At 72.4% G+C, this 15,875-nt stretch carries 16 protein-coding genes and 1 riboswitch; of the genes, 9 read left to right on the top strand and 7 right to left on the bottom strand.

Translation table 11 applies throughout. From position 1 onward, the window contains the following. The first annotated feature begins 126 nt into the window (after positions 1-126). The 4 genes from ACFY0P_RS12350 to ACFY0P_RS12365 all read left to right on the top strand — a co-directional run bounded on the left by ACFY0P_RS12350 (position 127) and on the right by ACFY0P_RS12365 (position 3,768). Entirely contained in the window at positions 127-780 is a 654-nt protein-coding gene (locus ACFY0P_RS12350; RefSeq protein ID WP_388910470.1) for a class I SAM-dependent methyltransferase, read from the top strand. Between the two features lie 22 nt (positions 781-802). After that, on the top strand, positions 803-1,717 hold the full coding sequence (locus ACFY0P_RS12355) for an N-acetylmuramoyl-L-alanine amidase (RefSeq protein WP_388910473.1): 915 nt from the start codon (positions 803-805) through the stop codon (positions 1,715-1,717). Positions 1,718-1,861: 144 nt separating this feature from the next. Continuing rightward, entirely contained in the window at positions 1,862-2,662 is an 801-nt protein-coding gene (locus ACFY0P_RS12360) for a hypothetical protein (protein WP_388910476.1), read from the top strand. A gap of 95 nt (positions 2,663-2,757) precedes the next feature. Further along, positions 2,758-3,768, top strand: coding sequence for an LLM class F420-dependent oxidoreductase (locus ACFY0P_RS12365; protein ID WP_388910479.1), 1,011 nt, complete (start codon positions 2,758-2,760; stop codon positions 3,766-3,768). Between the two features lie 30 nt (positions 3,769-3,798). Here the strand turns inward: ACFY0P_RS12365 and ACFY0P_RS12370 are convergent, their stop codons facing one another. Continuing rightward, positions 3,799-4,362 (bottom strand): hypothetical protein, encoded by a 564-nt coding sequence (locus ACFY0P_RS12370; protein ID WP_388910482.1) that lies wholly within the window; start codon positions 4,360-4,362, stop codon positions 3,799-3,801. A 137-nt stretch (positions 4,363-4,499) separates the two neighbouring features. Between ACFY0P_RS12370 and ACFY0P_RS12375 the strand changes: the two genes are divergently transcribed. Next, the gene (locus ACFY0P_RS12375; protein WP_388910485.1) at positions 4,500-4,787 is read left to right on the top strand and encodes a hypothetical protein; all 288 of its coding nucleotides are present in this window, start codon (positions 4,500-4,502) and stop codon (positions 4,785-4,787) included. Positions 4,788-4,896: 109 nt separating this feature from the next. Here ACFY0P_RS12375 and ACFY0P_RS12380 read toward each other — a convergent pair whose 3' ends face one another. From ACFY0P_RS12380 to ACFY0P_RS12390, 3 genes are read right to left on the bottom strand one after another with little or no spacing between them, the layout of a single operon-like run. Next, positions 4,897-5,967, bottom strand: a complete 1,071-nt coding sequence (locus tag ACFY0P_RS12380) for a prenyltransferase (protein ID WP_388910487.1) — start codon at positions 5,965-5,967, stop codon at positions 4,897-4,899. After that, the gene (locus ACFY0P_RS12385) at positions 5,964-6,734 is read right to left on the bottom strand and encodes a class I SAM-dependent methyltransferase (RefSeq protein ID WP_388910490.1); all 771 of its coding nucleotides are present in this window, start codon (positions 6,732-6,734) and stop codon (positions 5,964-5,966) included. The genes ACFY0P_RS12380 and ACFY0P_RS12385 overlap by 4 nt, the downstream gene beginning before the upstream one ends. Next, positions 6,728-8,188: a glycosyltransferase family 4 protein gene (locus tag ACFY0P_RS12390; protein WP_388910493.1), complete on the bottom strand. Its 1,461-nt coding sequence runs from the start codon at positions 8,186-8,188 to the stop codon at positions 6,728-6,730. The genes ACFY0P_RS12385 and ACFY0P_RS12390 overlap by 7 nt, the downstream gene beginning before the upstream one ends. A 220-nt stretch (positions 8,189-8,408) precedes the next feature. Here ACFY0P_RS12390 and ACFY0P_RS12395 point away from each other — a divergent pair, with 220 nt between their 5' ends. Beyond that, the gene (locus ACFY0P_RS12395) at positions 8,409-9,038 is read left to right on the top strand and encodes a TetR family transcriptional regulator (RefSeq protein WP_388910496.1); all 630 of its coding nucleotides are present in this window, start codon (positions 8,409-8,411) and stop codon (positions 9,036-9,038) included. A 38-nt stretch (positions 9,039-9,076) separates the two neighbouring features. Then, positions 9,077-9,258: riboswitch (TPP riboswitch) on the bottom strand. Positions 9,259-9,394: 136 nt separating this feature from the next. Further along, a complete protein-coding gene (locus tag ACFY0P_RS12400; RefSeq protein ID WP_388910499.1) occupies positions 9,395-10,021 on the top strand; it encodes a 1,4-alpha-glucan branching protein in 627 nt (208 codons plus the stop codon). 28 nt (positions 10,022-10,049) lie between these two features. On the opposite strand, the gene ACFY0P_RS12405 is transcribed toward ACFY0P_RS12400, so the two are convergent. From ACFY0P_RS12405 to ACFY0P_RS12415, 3 genes are all read right to left on the bottom strand, one after another. After that, positions 10,050-10,283 (bottom strand): ferredoxin, encoded by a 234-nt coding sequence (locus tag ACFY0P_RS12405; protein ID WP_046728337.1) that lies wholly within the window; start codon positions 10,281-10,283, stop codon positions 10,050-10,052. 6 nt (positions 10,284-10,289) lie between these two features. Beyond that, entirely contained in the window at positions 10,290-11,747 is a 1,458-nt protein-coding gene (locus ACFY0P_RS12410; RefSeq protein WP_388910502.1) for an aldehyde dehydrogenase, read from the bottom strand. A gap of 148 nt (positions 11,748-11,895) precedes the next feature. Beyond that, positions 11,896-14,019: a prolyl oligopeptidase family serine peptidase gene (locus tag ACFY0P_RS12415; RefSeq protein ID WP_388910505.1), complete on the bottom strand. Its 2,124-nt coding sequence runs from the start codon at positions 14,017-14,019 to the stop codon at positions 11,896-11,898. Positions 14,020-14,254: 235 nt separating this feature from the next. Between ACFY0P_RS12415 and ACFY0P_RS12420 the strand changes: the two genes are divergently transcribed. Together ACFY0P_RS12420 and ACFY0P_RS12425 are read left to right on the top strand one after the other, a co-directional pair. Continuing rightward, positions 14,255-15,370: an MBL fold metallo-hydrolase gene (locus ACFY0P_RS12420; protein WP_388910508.1), complete on the top strand. Its 1,116-nt coding sequence runs from the start codon at positions 14,255-14,257 to the stop codon at positions 15,368-15,370. 40 nt (positions 15,371-15,410) lie between these two features. Further along, positions 15,411-15,863 carry a nuclear transport factor 2 family protein gene (locus ACFY0P_RS12425; RefSeq protein WP_388910511.1) on the top strand — a complete coding sequence of 151 codons (453 nt, stop codon included), beginning with the start codon at positions 15,411-15,413 and terminating at the stop codon, positions 15,861-15,863. Positions 15,864-15,875 lie beyond the last annotated feature (12 nt).

A 15,875-nucleotide genomic window follows, 5' to 3' on the forward strand; every position in this document is an offset into this window, starting at 1 on the left:
CCCGGGCACCGCTCCCCGGGGCGTGCCGACGGTGCCGCCGCACACCCCCGTCGCCCGGCCGGCGGAGCGGGTGGGGCAGCATGGACACCCGGACAGTCGTACGAGTGAGCGAGTGAGAGGAAGCCCATGACCGCGGCAGCCCCCAAGCCCGAGATCCTGGCCGCTTTCGAGGCGGCGAAGGGGTTCATGCCCGTCGGCGAGGGACTCGCGCTGTACGCGGCCGCCGTCGAGGCGGGGCGGCTCGGCCTGCCGTTGCTGGAGGTCGGGACGTACTGCGGGCGCTCGACGATCCTGCTCGCCGACGCGGCCCGCGCGGCCGGGGTCACCGCGCTCACCGTCGACCACCACCGGGGCAGCGAGGAGCAGCAGCCGGGCTGGGACTACCACGACCCGGAGACGGTCGACCCGGAGATCGGGCTGATGGACACGCTGCCCACCTTCCGGCGCACCCTGCACCGGGCGGGCCTGGAGGACCACGTCGTCGCCGTCGTCGGCCGGTCCCCGCAGATCGCCGCGTTCTGGAACTCCCCGCTCGGCTTCGTCTTCGTCGACGGCGGCCACACCGACGAGCACGCCACCGCCGACTACGAGGGCTGGGCCCCCCATCTGGCCCAAGGCGGACTCCTTCTGATCCACGACGTCTTCCCGGACCCGAAGGACGAGTTCACCGGCCAGGCCCCTTACCGCGTCTACCTCCGCGCCCTGGAGTCGGGCGCGTTCACCGAGGTCTCGGCCCACGACTCGCTGCGTGTCCTGCGGCGAACCGGGGCGGGGATCTGAGGACGCGGTTAGAGTCGCAGACGTGTCGTACACAGGCCCGGAATTCGATTCCCCGCAGCAGCGCCGGTTCCGGCGGGCGCCGCTCGCCGTCGGTCTTGCCGCGCTGGTGCCCGGTGCGCTGCTCGGATGGGTGGTGTACGAGGGGGTGGGCAAGCCCGGCGGGAGCGGTGCCGGGCAGGCGGACGCGGCGACGCCCAAGTCGGCGGCCGCGGCACCGACCGACGACGCCAAGGTGCCGAGTGCGAGCCCGAGCGCGGCCCGCCCGCTGCAGGGCAAGGTCGTCGTCATCGACCCGGGGCACAACCCGGGGAACTTCCAGCACACGTCCGAGATCAACCAGAAGGTGAACATCGGGACGAACTGGAAGGAGTGCGACACGACGGGCACGTCCACCAACGCCGGGTACACCGAGGCCCGCTTCAGCCTCGACGTCGCGCACCGGCTGCGGACGCTGCTGGAGAAGCAGGGCGCCACGGTGAAGCTGACCCACGACGGGGACCAGCCGGCCTGGGGGCCGTGCGTGACCAAGCGCGCGGAGATCGGCAACGCCGCGCACGCCGACGCGGCCATCTCCATCCACGCCGACGGGGCACCCGAGGGCGACCGCGGCTTCCACGTCATCCTCCCGGCCTCCGTGCACTCCGGCGCCGCCGACACCCGCCCGATCGTCGCCTCCTCCCGCACCCTCGGCGAGCACATCGAGCGCGACTTCGCGAAGGTCACGGGCAGCGCGCCGTCCAACTACGTCGGCAACGGCACCGGCCTCGACGTACGCAAGGATCTCGGCGGTCTCAATCTGTCAACGGTTCCCAAGGTGTTCATCGAGTGCGGCAACATGCGCGATAGCAAGGACGCGGCACTGCTGACCAGCGGGGCCTGGCGGCAGAAGGCGGCACAGGGAATGTCTGAGGGAATCGTGAGTTTCCTGCGCGGGTAGGCATCGGCGGGCCCCTCCGGGCGGACACCCTGATCGTTCGGACGATAGTGTCCTTCCTACGATTCCTACGATCGATTCCTAGGACGAGGGGCACACCCCCGCGACGCCTCCTCCGCCGACGAGACGACCCACGAAGGACCTGAAGTGAATATCCGCTCCCTCACTAGAGGCGACGGCGCGGTGATAGGAGCAGCGGTGCTGCTGTTCGTCGCGTCGTTCCTCGACACGTTCGACAAGTCCGGCCCGAACGCCTGGGACAACCTCGGCCTCGTGATGAGCATGTACGTCGGCGGCATCGCCGGCGCGGTCCTGATCGTCCTCGCGCGCGCACTGCCGCAGCCGTTCAAGTTCGTCGGGCTCGACCTGGGCCAGATCGGCGTCGGCCTCACGGTGTTCTCGCTGTGGACCGCGTTCTGGTCGACCATCGACCCGCTGGGCGCGTTCTCCGACCAGTTCAACGGCGCCGACATCGGCGCGGGTTCGGGTCTGATCCTCGGCCTGATCGCGGCGCTGGTCCTGGCCGCGGCCGCGATCGCCACCCCGCTGGTCCCGGCCCTCCAGGCGGCCCTGATCCCGGCCCCCAAGCCGCAGGCCCCGCAGCCCTACGGCGCCCAGCCGCCCGGAGGTTACGGCTACCCCGGTGCCGCGGCCCCGCAGCCCGGCCAGCCGTACGGCGCCCAGCCGCAGCCCGGCCAGCCCTTCGGCCAGCAGCAGCCCCCGGCCGCCGCGCAGCAGCCGCCGGCCCCCGACTTCTCGCCGTTCTGGTTCGCGGTTCCGGTGGCGCGGCCGCTGTTCGCGGAGGACGGCTCGACCGCGCCGATCGCCGAACTGGCGCCCGGCACCTGGTACTTGGCGGTGGAGCAGCGGGGGGCCGCCCTGGTGGCCCAGACCCAGGACGGCCGCCGCGGCGTGCTGCAGGACACCTCCGGCATCCAGCGCGGCTGAACAGCCCCGCGCGTACGGCCCCTTGCCCTTCCGGGTGAGGGGCCGTTGTCGTACAGTCGCCCGGCGATTGTCTGACGTCCTGCCAGGAGGCTCGCATGCGGCTCGGGTTGGCGCTCGGCTACTGGGGGCGAGGGCCCTCCCCGGACCATGTGCCGCTGGCGCAGGAGGCGGAACGGCTCGGGTACCACTCGGTGTGGACGGCGGAGTCCTGGGGCTCGGACGCCTTCACCCCGCTCACCTGGATCGCCGCGCAGACCTCGACGATCAGGCTGGGCACGGCCGTCGCCCAGATGGCGGCCCGGTCGCCGGTCACCACCGCGATGCACGCGCTGACCCTGGACCACCTGTCCGGAGGCCGGATGCTGCTCGGGCTCGGGCTGTCCGGGCCGCAGGTCGTCGAGGGCTGGTACGGCCGCCCGTTCCCGAAGTCGCCGCTCACCGCGACGAGGGAGTACGTGGACGTCGTACGCCAGGTACTGCGCCGGGAGGGGCCGGTGACGCTGGGCGGACGCTTCCACCCGCTTCCGTACCAGGGGCCGGACGCGACCGGTCTCGGCAAGCCGCTGAAGCCGATCACCCATCCCCTCCGCGCCGACCTGCCGGTCCTGCTCGGCGCCGAGGGGCCGAAGAACGTCGCCCAGACGGTCCGGATCGCCGACGGCTGGCTGCCGCTGTACTGGGCGCCGAGCAGGCCCGAGGTGTACGGCCCGGCGGTCGCCGACCTTCCGGCGGGCTTCCTGGTCGCCCCCATGGCCCAGGTCAAGGTCTGCGACGACGTGGCGGCCGGGCTGCTGCCCGTGAAGGCCATGCTCGGCTTCTACATCGGCGGCATGGGCCACGCGGCCCGCAACTTCCACGCCGACCTCATGGCCCGCATGGGGTACGAGGCGGAGGCGCGGCGGATCCAGGAGCTGTTCCTGTCGGGACGGCGCGAGGAGGCGGTGCTGGCGGTGCCGGACGCGTTCGCCGACGAGATCTCGCTGGTCGGCCCCCGCGAACGCATCGCAGAGCGGCTGGAGTTGTGGCGCAAGGGCCCGGTGACCGACCTCCTGGCACTCGCACCCGACCCGCACACCCTGCGGGTGCTGGCGGAGCTCAACTCCTAGCCGCCCGGCGGAGCACGGCGACCGCGCTTGCTAGCGGGCGAGTTGCGACGTCGACGGCACCTGGTTGGTGACCGGGGCGCCCGCGCTCTTGCCCGCGTCCTTGACGCTGTTGATGACGTCGTTGAACGAACTCGCCGCGTTCGCGTCGCCCTTGCGGAGCTTGGACGGCAGGTCCTTCAGTCCGTCGATCGCGGCGGAGAGCGGTGCGATGGCCTTGGCGAGCAGGGGGTCGCCCTCGGCGTTCCGCTTGGCGGCCTTGAGCCGGTTGTAGGCGAAGGTACCGGCGACGCCGGCCTTGACCAGGGTGAAGGTGCGGCCGTGGGCGCCCTTCTTGAACTTGCCGGCCTTCCACGGTTTCACGATCCACTGGTAGGTCGCCCCCGCCGCGAGACCCGCGTTGGTGACGAACCGGGTCTTGGCGAACTTCTGCTTCTCCGCGGACGTGCTGGGACTGGGCGTGTCGGCCACCGGGGCCGCCGCCATGCCGGTGTCGACGGACTTGCTCCGGGGGCTGCCGGCGCAGGCGGTGACACCGGTGACCAGGGCGCAGCAGAGGGTGAGCGTGACGACGAGGCGCCGTATCGGTACGGGCACGGGGTCCTCCCGTATGTCTCGGTGTCCTCCCCGAGCGGGTTGCTTCCTCCGGCAGCCTCACCCAGATGGCGGCACCTCGCCACTCGGGGGAAACGCCGTACAGGTTTCAAGGACCCTTCGGCGGCAAGGCGCAGGGTATGTCCTCTGAACGCGGTGCCAATCAGGCCGGTAGGGTCGTCGCGATCGTCGCCGACATCGTGGCTCTCATCCTGGGCCTGTGGATCCTGATGTACCTGTTGGACGCGAACCGGGCGAACAGCCTGGTCCAGTTCGTCCACGACGCGGCCAGCTGGCTCGCCGGCTGGTCACATGACCTGTTCACCTTCGACGAGGCATGGGCCCGGGTGGTGGCCGGCTACGGCCTGGCCGCGGTGGTCTACCTGTTCGTGGGCCACGCGATAGCCAACCGGATGCACCGTCACTGACGTCAAGTGAAAGCGCCCCGTCAGGGGCGCTGGGGGTACCCCCGGCCGAAGGCGGGGGGAGGAACTGCGCGAGCAACCACGACGCACCCGCACAGAACCCCCCGCCCCCCTAGGCGCAACAGTCCACCTCGAGCCCAGCAGGAAGCTCCCCGCCCCCGAAAACGGCACACGTCGCGTCGTGCCCCCCGAGCGCGGCGACGGCGAGCAGCAACGACCCCGCCGTCCACGTCGTCAGCTCCCGCGGCCACACCGCGTCGTCCTCGAAGACGTACCCGGTCCAGTACAGCCCCGACTCGGCATCCCGCAGATGCCGGATGGACTGGAGGATCTCCAGCGCCCGGTCGGACTCGCCCACCGCCCACAGCGCCAGCGCCAGTTCGGCCGACTCCCCGCCCGTCACCCACGGGTTGGGGACGACGCACCGCACCCCGAACCCGGGCACGACGAACCGGTCCCAGTCCTTCTCGATGCGCGCGCCCGCCTCCGCACCGGTCAACGCCCCGCCGAGGACCGGGTAGTACCAGTCCATCGAGTACCGGTCCTTGTCCAGGAACCGCTCCGGGTGCCGCCGTATCGCGTGCCGCAGGGCGCCCACCGCCAGCTCCCAGTCCGGCTGCGGCTCCTCCCGCTGCTCGGCGATGGCGAGCGCGCAGCGCAGCGCGTGGTGGATCGACGAACTCCCGGTCAGCAGCGCGTCGTCGGTCGCCGTGCCGTCGTCGTCGCGGCGCCAGCCGATCTCGCCGCCAGGCTGCTGCAACCGCAGCACCCATTCGACGGCCGCGTAGACGGCGGGCCACATCCGGTCGAGGAACGTGTCGTCGCCGGTGGAGAGGTAGTGGTGCCAGACGCCCACGGCGATGTACGCGACGAAGTTGGACTCGCGGGCGCGGTCGGCGACGTCGTCGTACGCGCCGTCGGCGTAGGCCGCGTACCAGGAGCCGTCCTCGTTCTGGTGCCGGGCGAGCCAGCTGTACGCCCGCTCGGCGGCCGCGTGCTCCCCGGCCGCGTCCAGCGCCATCGCGGCCTCGGTGTGGTCCCAGGGATCGAGGTGGTGCCCCCGGAACCACGGGATCGCACCGTCCTCCCGCTGCACGGCGAGGATGCCGCGGACGGTCGCGGCGGCCTGCTCGGCGGTGAGGACCCCGGGCAGGACGAGGTGTTCTGTCCGGGGAGTGGTCACTTGGCGGCCGCCTCGGCGTCCGACGGGGCCTGCGCGTCCGCCTCGGTGCGGGGCAGATGCGGTTTGGTGGCGTAGACGACGAAGCTCTTGCCCATGACCGGGTTCAGCGCCTGCTCGGCGACGCGCGTGGCCAGCGGCTTCTTCATGATGTCCCAGACCAGCAGCTTGTGGTACGCCCGCACCGGCAGCGCCTTGTCGTTGTCGACGCCGAACGCGCACTTCAGCCACCAGTAGGGCGAGTGCAGCGCGTGCGCGTGGTGGCTGCCGTACGGCCGCAGACCGGCTTCCTTGATCTTCCCGACCAGCTCGTCGGCCTTGTAGATGCGGATGTGCCCGCCCTCGACCTCGTGGTAGGCGTCGGAGAGCGCCCAGCAGACCTTCTCGGGGCCGTAGCGGGGCACGGTGACGGCGATCCGGCCGCCGGGCTTCAGCACCCGCACCATCTCGGCGAGCACGCCCTTGTCGTCGGGGATGTGCTCCATCACCTCGGAGATGATGACGACGTCGAAGGACTCGTCCGGGAAGGGCAGCGCGAGGGCGTCGCCCTCCATCGCGGTGGCGGTCGCGCCGGCCGGGGCCTCGCCGGCCTCCTTCATCGCCGCGAACCACTTGGCGACCTCGCGGATCTCCTCGCCGTTCTGGTCCAGGGCCACGACCTGGGCGCCGCGCCGGTAGCACTCGAAGGCGTGCCGGCCGGCCCCGCAGCCGAGGTCCAGGACGCGGTCGCCCGGCGCGAGCGGGAACCGGGAGAAGTCGACGGTCAGCACGTGGCCCTGCTTTCACTCTCGTGACGAACACCAGCTGAGGCCGCGGAGCGGCCGGGACTGCGGGGCGCGGAGGGGGTGACGGAACCGGCCGCGGAGCGGCCGGAAGCGGGGCCGGAGGCGGCGCCGGGGCCGGTCACGCCGTCCGTGCCGGCCGCGGAGCGGGCGATCGCCTCGCGGTAGCGGGCCACCGTGCCCTCCGCGGCACGCGCCCAGGTGTAGTGCCGCAGCACGCGCTCACGGCCCGCCCGGCCGAGCCGCAGCCGCAGCTCCGGATCGCCGAGCAGCCGGGTCAGCCCGGCCGCCAGCGCGCCCGCGTCGCCCGGCGGTACGGCCAGGCAGGTCTCCCCGTCGCGCCCGGCGACCTCGGGGATCGCGCCGCCGGTCGTCGCGACCAGCGGGGTGCCGGTCGCCATGGCCTCGGCGGCGGGCAGCGAGAAGCCCTCGTAGAGCGACGGGACGCAGGCGACCTCGGCCGAACGGACCAGGTCGACGAGTTCCGCGTCGGAGATACCCTTCACGAACTCGACGGCGCCGGCGAGGCCGTACCGCTCCACGGCCTGCGCGACGGGCCCCTCGGTGGGCCGTTTGCCGACCACGACGAGGTGGGCGGCGGGGTGCTCGGTCCGTACCTTCGCGAGGGCCTCGACGAGGAAGACGAGCCCCTTGAGCGGGACGTCCGCGCTGGAGGTGGTGACGATCCGGCCGGGCACCTGGGGGACGGCGGGATTCGGCGCGAAGAGGTCGGTGTCGGCGCCGATGTGGACGACGTGGATGCGGTCCTCGCGGACGCCGAGATGGTCGACGATCTCCTGGCGGGAGGTGCCGGAGACGGTCAGCACGGAGGGCAGCCGACGGGCGACCCGCTTCTGCATCCGGGTGAAGCCGTACCAGCGCCGTACGGAGTACCGCCGTTTCCAGCCCTCGGCGGCGTCCAGCTCCAACTGCCGGTCGACGGTGATGGGGTGGTGGATGGTGGTGACCAGGGGGGCGCCGATGTCCCCCAACAGGCCGTACCCCAGCGTCTGGTTGTCGTGGACGACGTCGAACTCCCCGGCGCGGGCGCGCAGATGGCGGCGGGCCCGCAGCGAGAAGGTCAGCGGCTCGGGGAAGCCGCCGGTCCACATGGTGGCCACCTCGAGGGCGTCGACCCAGTCCCGGTACTCGTCCCGCCCGGGCGTCCGGAACGGGTCCGGGGAGCGGTACAGGTCGAGGCTGGGCAGCTCGGTGAGGGTCAGGCCCGGGTACCCCTCGTCCAGGACGGGGTACGGCTGTGAGCCGATCACCTCGACCCGGTGCCCGAGCCGGGCCAGCTCGCGCGACAGGTGTCGTACATAGACCCCCTGGCCGCCGCAGAACGGGTTCCCTTTATAGGTGAGGAGCGCGATGTCGAGCGGTCGCTCGCCGTCGGCGGCGGGTTCCTCGTCGGCACCCGCCCGCCTGGCCTCAGCGGTCACTCTGGGCCCCCTTCTCCCTGCACTTTCCCGCGAGATTACGCCGGGACGCTAATCTAGAACAAGTTTCAGACTTGATCGTTCAAGAGGCTCTGAATCTACCGGCAGGTAGGGGCGGAGTGAGCAGTGGATCGGGTGATTCGCGCCACGGCGGGAACCCCTGCCATGCTGTCTGATCACTCGCCCTGAGCACTGCCCTCACCGACTGTCACGGACGGGACCCATGCCTGCGGAAGCCAAGGTGGACATCGGCGCCAGATCGGCCACCCCGCCGCTCACCGAGCGGCAGGAGGCCCGGCGCCGCCGGATCCTGCACGCGAGCGCCCAGCTGGCCAGCCGGGGCGGTTTCGACGCGGTGCAGATGCGGGAGGTGGCCGAGTCCTCCCAGGTGGCCCTGGGCACGCTCTACCGCTACTTTCCGTCCAAGGTGCATCTGCTGGTCGCGACCATGCAGGACCAGCTGGAGCACATGCACGGCACGCTGCGCAAGAAGCCGCCGGCGGGCGAGACGGCGTCCGAGCGGGTGGCGGAGACCCTGATGCGGGCCTTCCGCGCCCTCCAGCGCGAGCCGCACCTGGCCGACGCAATGGTCCGGGCCCTCACCTTCGCCGACCGCAGCGTCTCCCCCGAGGTGGACCAGGTCTCCCGGCAGACGACGGCGATCATCCTGGACGCGATGGGCCTGACCGACCCCACCCCGGCCCAGTTGTCCGCCGTTCGGGTGATCGAGCACACCTGGCACTCGGCGCTGATCACCTGGCTCTCGGGCCGTGCCTCCATCGCCCAGGTGAAGATCGACATCGAGACGGTGTGCCGTCTGATCGACCTGACGGAGCCGGAGACCGAGCCGTAGGGCATCACGAAGCCCCGCAGGGCAGGCGGGGCATGTGAAAACCTACGAGACGGGTTCCCTTCGCCGGCATGGTCCGGATCAGGTGTTGGGGGTCGCCGTCCGGCCTTGCTACTGCCTTCCGGCCTCTCAGCCCGACCGTCGACGTCGGCACAAGCGGATGCTTCTGCATCTGCGTCACGCCTGAGTCGGCTACTCCGCTCGGACTCCCTCACTCGCCTCGTAGGCTGATTCCAGAATAGAACGCCCGAGGCAGAAGTGAACCCCCAAAGCTGGATTTTTTGGACTTTTCCTGATCCACGGCCGCCGAGGCGGAAACCGCGTGGCGGGGCGTCCCCGGCCGAACGCAGAATCCCCCCATGGCACTCATCCACCACACCACCCTCAAGCCCACCAAGGTCGAACTCCTCGCCGGCTGGCTCCCCACCCGCCCCTGGTACCACGGCCCCGCCGCACCGGTTCTGGCGAAGGCCGGCGGATTCCGGCTCGACGACCCGGCGGGCGAGGTCGGGATCGAGTTCATGGTCGTCACGGACGGCTCAGGGGCCTATCTCGTACCGCTCACCTACCGCGGCGCCCCGCTGCCCGGCGCCGAACACGCGCTCGTCGGCACCATGGAGCACGGGGTTCTCGGCACCCGCTGGGCCTACGACGGCTGCCACGACCCGGTCCTGACGACGGAGTTGCTCGCCCTGATCGAGGGCCGCGCCGAGGCCCAGGCGCAGAGCATCACCGACACCCCCGACCGCGAGGTCGCGCGCTCCTACGCCGGTGCGGGTCCCGTGCCCGGCCTCGGTGCCCCCGTCGACACCGACGAGAGCACCGAGTTCGCCGCAGCGGACGGCGGCCCGGTGCTGCGGCTGCGGCGCGTGCTGACCGCCGGTTCGACGGCGCCCGACGGCACGGTCGGGCAGCTCACCGGCGCCTGGGAGCAGCCGGACGGCAGCCGCGCCCGCGCCCTGTTCGCGACCCTGGGCAGGCGCTAGGGGCTGTCCGGCGGATTGCCGCAGACGCCTAGTCCTCCGGCGGGAACACCGGCTCCCCGCTGTCCAGCAGGGTGATCGTGATCGCCTCCACCGGGCAGTTCTCCGCCGCGTCGAGGACCCTTCCGTTGGCGTCCGTCTCCGGGTCCACGGGGTGGGACTGCATGGCGGAGTCGAGGCGGAAGGCCCCGGTGGCGCGGTGGACGCACTGGGCCGAGCCGATGCAGATCGAACGGTCGACCTCGACGTGCCAGCGGTCCCCCATGCGTTCTCACCCCTCCCAGCCGGCCGGGAGGTGGATCATCTTGTGTTCGAGGAACTCGCTGTACCCCTCCGGCCCGAACTCCCGCCCCAGCCCGGAGTTCTTGTAGCCGCCGAAGGGGCCCAGCATGTCCAGGCTGAAGGTGTTGACGGAGTAGGTCCCGGTACGGACCTGCCGCGCGACCTCGATGCCGTGTGCCACGTCCGCCGTCCAGACGCTGCCGCTCAGCCCGTAGTCCGAGTCGTTCGCGATCTTCAGTGCCTCGGACTCGTCGCCGTAGGGGAGCAGGCAGATCACCGGGCCGAAGATCTCCTCGCGGGCGATCCGCATGGAGTTGTCGACGTCGCCGAAGAGGGTCGGCTCGACGTACCAGCCCTTCTCCAGGCCCGGCGGCCGGCCGCCGCCGGTGAGGATCTTGGCGCCCTCCTCCTGGCCGATGCGGATGTAGTCCAGGTTCCGCTGCTGCTGGCGGCGCGCGACCAGCGGGCCCACCTGGGTGGCCGGGTCCAGCGGGTCGCCGACCTTCAGGGCGCTCGCCGCGGCCGCGAAGGCGTCGGCGAACTCGTCGTAGCGCGAGCGCGGGACGAGGATGCGGGTCTGGGCGACGCACGCCTGGCCGTTGTTCATCCAGGCGGCCGGAACGATGCCGGCGACGGCGGTGGCCACGTCCGCGTCCGGCAGCACCACGGCCGCCGACTTGCCGCCGAGTTCCAGGGTCACCCGGGTGAGGTTCTTCGAGGCGACCTCCATCACGCGCTTGCCGGCCGCCACCGAGCCGGTGAAGGAGACCTTGTCGACGCCCGGGTGGGAGACCAGGTACTCGCTGACCTCGCGGTCCGCCGGGAGGATCGACAGCACGCCCTCCGGCAGCCCGGCCTCCTTGGTGATCTCGCCGAGGATGTACGCGTCCAGCGGCGACTCCGGGGACGGCTTCAGCACCACCGTGCAGCCGGTGAGCAGCGCGGGGGCGAGCTTGGCGGCGGCCACGAACTGGGGCACGTTCCACGGCACCACGGCCGCCACCACCCCGACCGGCTCCCGCCGTACCAGGATCTTCCCGAGCACCCCGTCCCGCGTCTGCTCGTACGTGAAGTCACGCGCGACCCTGATCGCCGCGTCCCACACCATCATCGCGCCGAGCGCCTGGGCGAGGACGCTCCAGGAGTACGGCGAACCGTTCTCGGAGGAGATCACCCGGGCGATCTCCTCGTGCCGCACGGCGATCGCGTCCTTGATGCGGGTGACGACCTCGATCCGCTCGTCCAGCGTCATCCGCGGCCATGGCCCCTCGTCGAAGGCCCGCCGCGCCACCGCCACCGCCCGGTCCACGTCCGCCCGCGAGGCATGCGGCACCCGCCCGAAGACCTCCTCGGTGTGCGGAGAGACCACCTCGATGACGTCCTTGCCCAGGGGATCGGTCAACTCCCCGCCGATGAACAGCTGTCCGTGTTCCAGGAACTCGGTCATGGCGCCCCGCCACCCTTCCTGACGATGTCTCAGAACTGATACCAGTTCTAGTTCAACTAAGCCAGGGGCAGGGCCGAATAGGCTCCCACCAGCGGTTTTGTCGCCTTCGAAAGGGGCGTCATGCGCGCCACCGGGGCGCCGTGCCCGGTCAGGCGGTCAAGTGGCGGCGGAGGAACTCCAGTTGGTGCCCCAGCAGCCGGGCGAAGGTGTCGTCGGTCGGCGCGGCGTGTGTCATCCCGCTCAGCGGCAGCACCTCGTGCGGCTTCCCGGCGGCCAGCAGGGCGCTGGAGAGCCGCAGGGTGCCGGCCACGAAGACGTTGTCGTCCGCCAGCCCGTGCATCAGCAGCAGCGGTCGGCTGAGCTTCGGAGCGTCGGCGAGCAGCGAGGACCGCTCGTAGTGCTCCGGGTACCGGTCGGGCGGACCGAGGAAGCGCTCCTTCCAGCAGGCGTCGTAGAGCCGCTGGTCGGTGAGCGGGGCGCCGGACACCGCGGCGTGGAAGACGTCGGGCCTGCGCAGCACCGCGGCGGCGGCCAGGATCCCGCCGAACGACCAGCCACGGATACCGACCCGGCCGAGGTCCAGCTCCGGGTGGCGCCCGGCCGTCGCGTGCAGCGCGGCGACCTGGTCGTCCAGGGGCGGGCCGATCAGGTCGCCGAAGATCTCCTTCTCCCAGCGCGGCCCGCGGCCGGGCGTGCCGGCGCCGTCCGTCACCAGCACCGCGAAGCCCTGTTCGGCGAACCACTGCGAGACGAAGGCGTGCGAGGCCTGTTCGGCCAGCACCTTCTGCAGGGCGGGGCCGCCGTAGGGGTCGACCAGGACCGGCAGCGGGGCGTCACCGGGCCGGTGCCAGGACGGCAGGAAGAGGCGGGTGCGCAGTGCGCGCGGCCCCACGACGGCGGACTCGGCGCGCAGTCGCAGCAGCGGTCGCTGGGCGTGCGAGCCGATCTCGACGGGCGCGGGACCGTCCGGCTCGGGCCGGCCGTCCCGGGTCAGCCGGTGCACGGTGGTGCGTGAGCCCGGCAGCTCCGGGGTGCGCGTGACGCGGACGAACGTGCCGCCGCCGAACGCGCCGGAGTGCACGCCGGGCTGCTCGGTCAACCGGTGTATGTCCTGGCCCGGCCGGTACCTCCACACATGGCGCTCGGTGGGTTCCGCGGCCGCCGTGAAGAACACCGTCTCGCCGTCGACCGCGAGCACCTCGTGCAGCTGCAGGCCGTCCGGCGTGACCGGCGTGCCGTCGATGCTCAGGTGCCGCGTCTCGTCCCGGTCGAGGTGGCCGACGAGCCGCCCGGAGGCCGTCCGCGCGGGCACTCCGGGCACCAGCAGCTCCACCCAGCGCTCGTCGTGCCGCTCGGCCAGGAGGCCGGTCGCACCGTCCCCCGGGTCGACGGCCAGTACCTGGAGCGTGCGCTGGTCGCGGCTGAGGACGGCGGCGAACGGACCGTGCCCGTCCCACCCGGCGGCGGGCAGGTACTCGAAGCCGGTCCGGTCCCAGCGGACCTCGGTGCGGTTGCCCGCCAGGTCGGCGATCCACAGCGTGACGTCGGCGTTGGCGGTAGCGACGCGCGGGTACCGCATCGTGCGCGGCGGCCTGGCGGGGTCGGCCGGATCGGCGAGGTACCACAGCCCGACCTTCCGGTTGTCCACCCGGGTGGTCAGCAGCCGCTCCCCGTCCGGTGCCCACCAGTACGCCCGGTGGCGGCCCATCGACTCGCTCGCCACATGCTCCGGCAGGCCGAAGAAGACGTCCGGGCCGTCCGCCGGCTCGGGCGCGGCCACCGCTCGGTCGCCGCCGCCGTCGGCACCGATCACCCGGAGCGCACCGCCGGAGACGTAGGCGACGTGCCGGCCGTCCGGGGACGGGCGCGGGTCCACCACCGGCTGCCGGGCGGGCAGCCGCCGCACGGCGCCGGAGCCCGTGTCCACCACCCACAGCTGTCCGGAGAGCGCGAACGCGGCCACCCGGGCGGCCGCGTCGGCGGCGTAGTCGGTGATGCCGGCGGCCCCCTGCCTGGCGCGCTCGCGCCGGATACGTTCCTCCTCCGGCACCTCGTCGGCCGCGTCGCCGAGCAGTCCGGCAGGGTCGGCCAGCAGCCGTTCCGCTCCGGTTGCCAGGTCGAGCGCCCACAGGCACCCGACCGGATCGTCCCCGGTCCGGCTCCGCAGGAACAGGACACGGGCACCGTCCGGCGCCACGGTGAAGCGGGCGGGTGCGCCGAGGGTGAAACGGCGGGTGCGGGCGATCTGTAGCAGAAGCGGGGAAGTCACCATGCCCGGCACTGTGACATTCCTTCGGGACGGCGGCATGGAATATCCGGCGCGGGCCGGTCCGAGCGGCGACGGAGCGGCCCGGGCCGGCGGGCGGTGAACCGATGTACGGCCCGTCGCAGCTCGGAGGCTCGTCAAGTGGACTTCGCCCACCGGCTATCTGACGTGTCATCAGTTCTCGTTATAGTGGGCAGTGGCCGTGGGGCCGGCGGGACCGGGCGGGGGCGGAGGAAGGCTGATGACGGACGGTCTGGGCGAGTCGGCGGAAGCGCAGTCGGCGGAAGCGCGGTCGGCGGAGGCGCGGCCCGATGCGACGGTACGGCCCGATGCGACGGTACGGGATCTCGGCGGGGGTGTGCGGTCCGTCGCCGTCCCCATTCCGGACAATCCGCTCGGCCACACGCTGGTGTACGTGATGGACACCGACCGGGGGCCGGTGCTGGTCGACACCGGGTGGGACGACCCCGGGTCGTGGGACGTGCTGGTGGCGGGGCTGGAGGCGTGCGGTACGGGCGTCGGCGAGGTGCACGGGGTCGTCATCACGCACCACCATCCCGACCACCACGGCCTGTCCGGGAAGGTGCGCGAGGCGTCCGGGGCCTGGATCGCGATGCACGCGGCCGACGCGGCGATCGTGCGGCGGGCCCGGGAGACCCGGCCGGAGCGGTGGTTCACGTACATGGCGGCGAAGCTGACGGCCGCCGGGGCGCCGGACGAGCACGTGGCGCCGCTGCGCGGCGGCCCCCGCCGCAGCACCCCGCCCGGCCTGGCCCCCGCCCTCCCCGACCGCGAGATCCTCCCGGGCGAACTCCTCGACCTCCCGGGCCGCCGGCTGCGCGCCGTCTGGACGCCGGGGCACACCCCCGGCCACGTCTGCCTGCACCTGGAGGAGGAGCACCCCGCCCGACTGCCGGGCCACGGACGCCTGTTCTCCGGCGACCACCTCCTCCCCGAGATCACCCCGCACATCGGCCTCTACGAGGACCCCGACGACGCGACCGTGACCGACCCCCTCGGCGACTACCTGGACTCCCTGGAACGCGTCGGCCGCCTCTCCCCCGCCGAGGTCCTCCCGGCCCACCAGCACACCTTCACCGACGCACCGGGACGGGTACGGGAGTTGCTGGCCCACCACGAGGAACGGCTCGCCGGCCTGCTCTCGCTTCTCCGGCAACCCCTCACCCCGTGGGAGCTGGCCGTGCGAATGGAGTGGAACCGGCCGTGGGACCAGATCCCGTACGGGTCCCGGAACATCGCCGTCTCGGAGGCCGAGGCCCATCTGCGGCGCCTGGTGAAGCTGGGGCGGGCGGAGGCGGTGGCGGGGAGCGAGCCGGTCACGTACGTGGCGGTGTAAATCGTTCGGCAGCCGCCGCCCCCGGCTGCTAGACAACCTCATGGACTCCGTGCAGCGACTCCTCGCCGAACACGCCTGCGAGCGTCTCGTCATCGACTTCGTCCGGCGCCTTGACCTGGGCGAACCGTCCTCCGTCGCCGAGTTGTTCACCGAGGACGGGTGGTGGGAGTGGCCGCCACCCGGAGACGGGCGGCGGGCCGAGGGGCGGGCGGCGCTCGCCGCGTACTTCGGCTCCCGGCCGCCGGGCCGCCTCTCCCGGCGGGTGATGTCCAACATCCTCGTCACGGTGACGGGACCGGACACGGCGACCGCGACGTCGTACTTCCAGACGTACCGGGTCGACGGTCACGACGGGCGAACGGTGCCGGCCGGGCCGCCCGTCCAGGTCGGGCACTACCAGGACCGGTTCCGGCGCCTCGACGGCCGTTGGCTGCTGGCATCCCGGTCCCTGGTACTGCCCTTCGGTGGGCCGACCCCCACGGCGAGCGGCTGAAACAGGCCTGCC

The sequence above is a fragment of the Streptomyces sp. NPDC001714 genome (assembly GCF_042892755.1).
GTDB lineage: Bacteria > Actinomycetota > Actinomycetes > Streptomycetales > Streptomycetaceae > Streptomyces.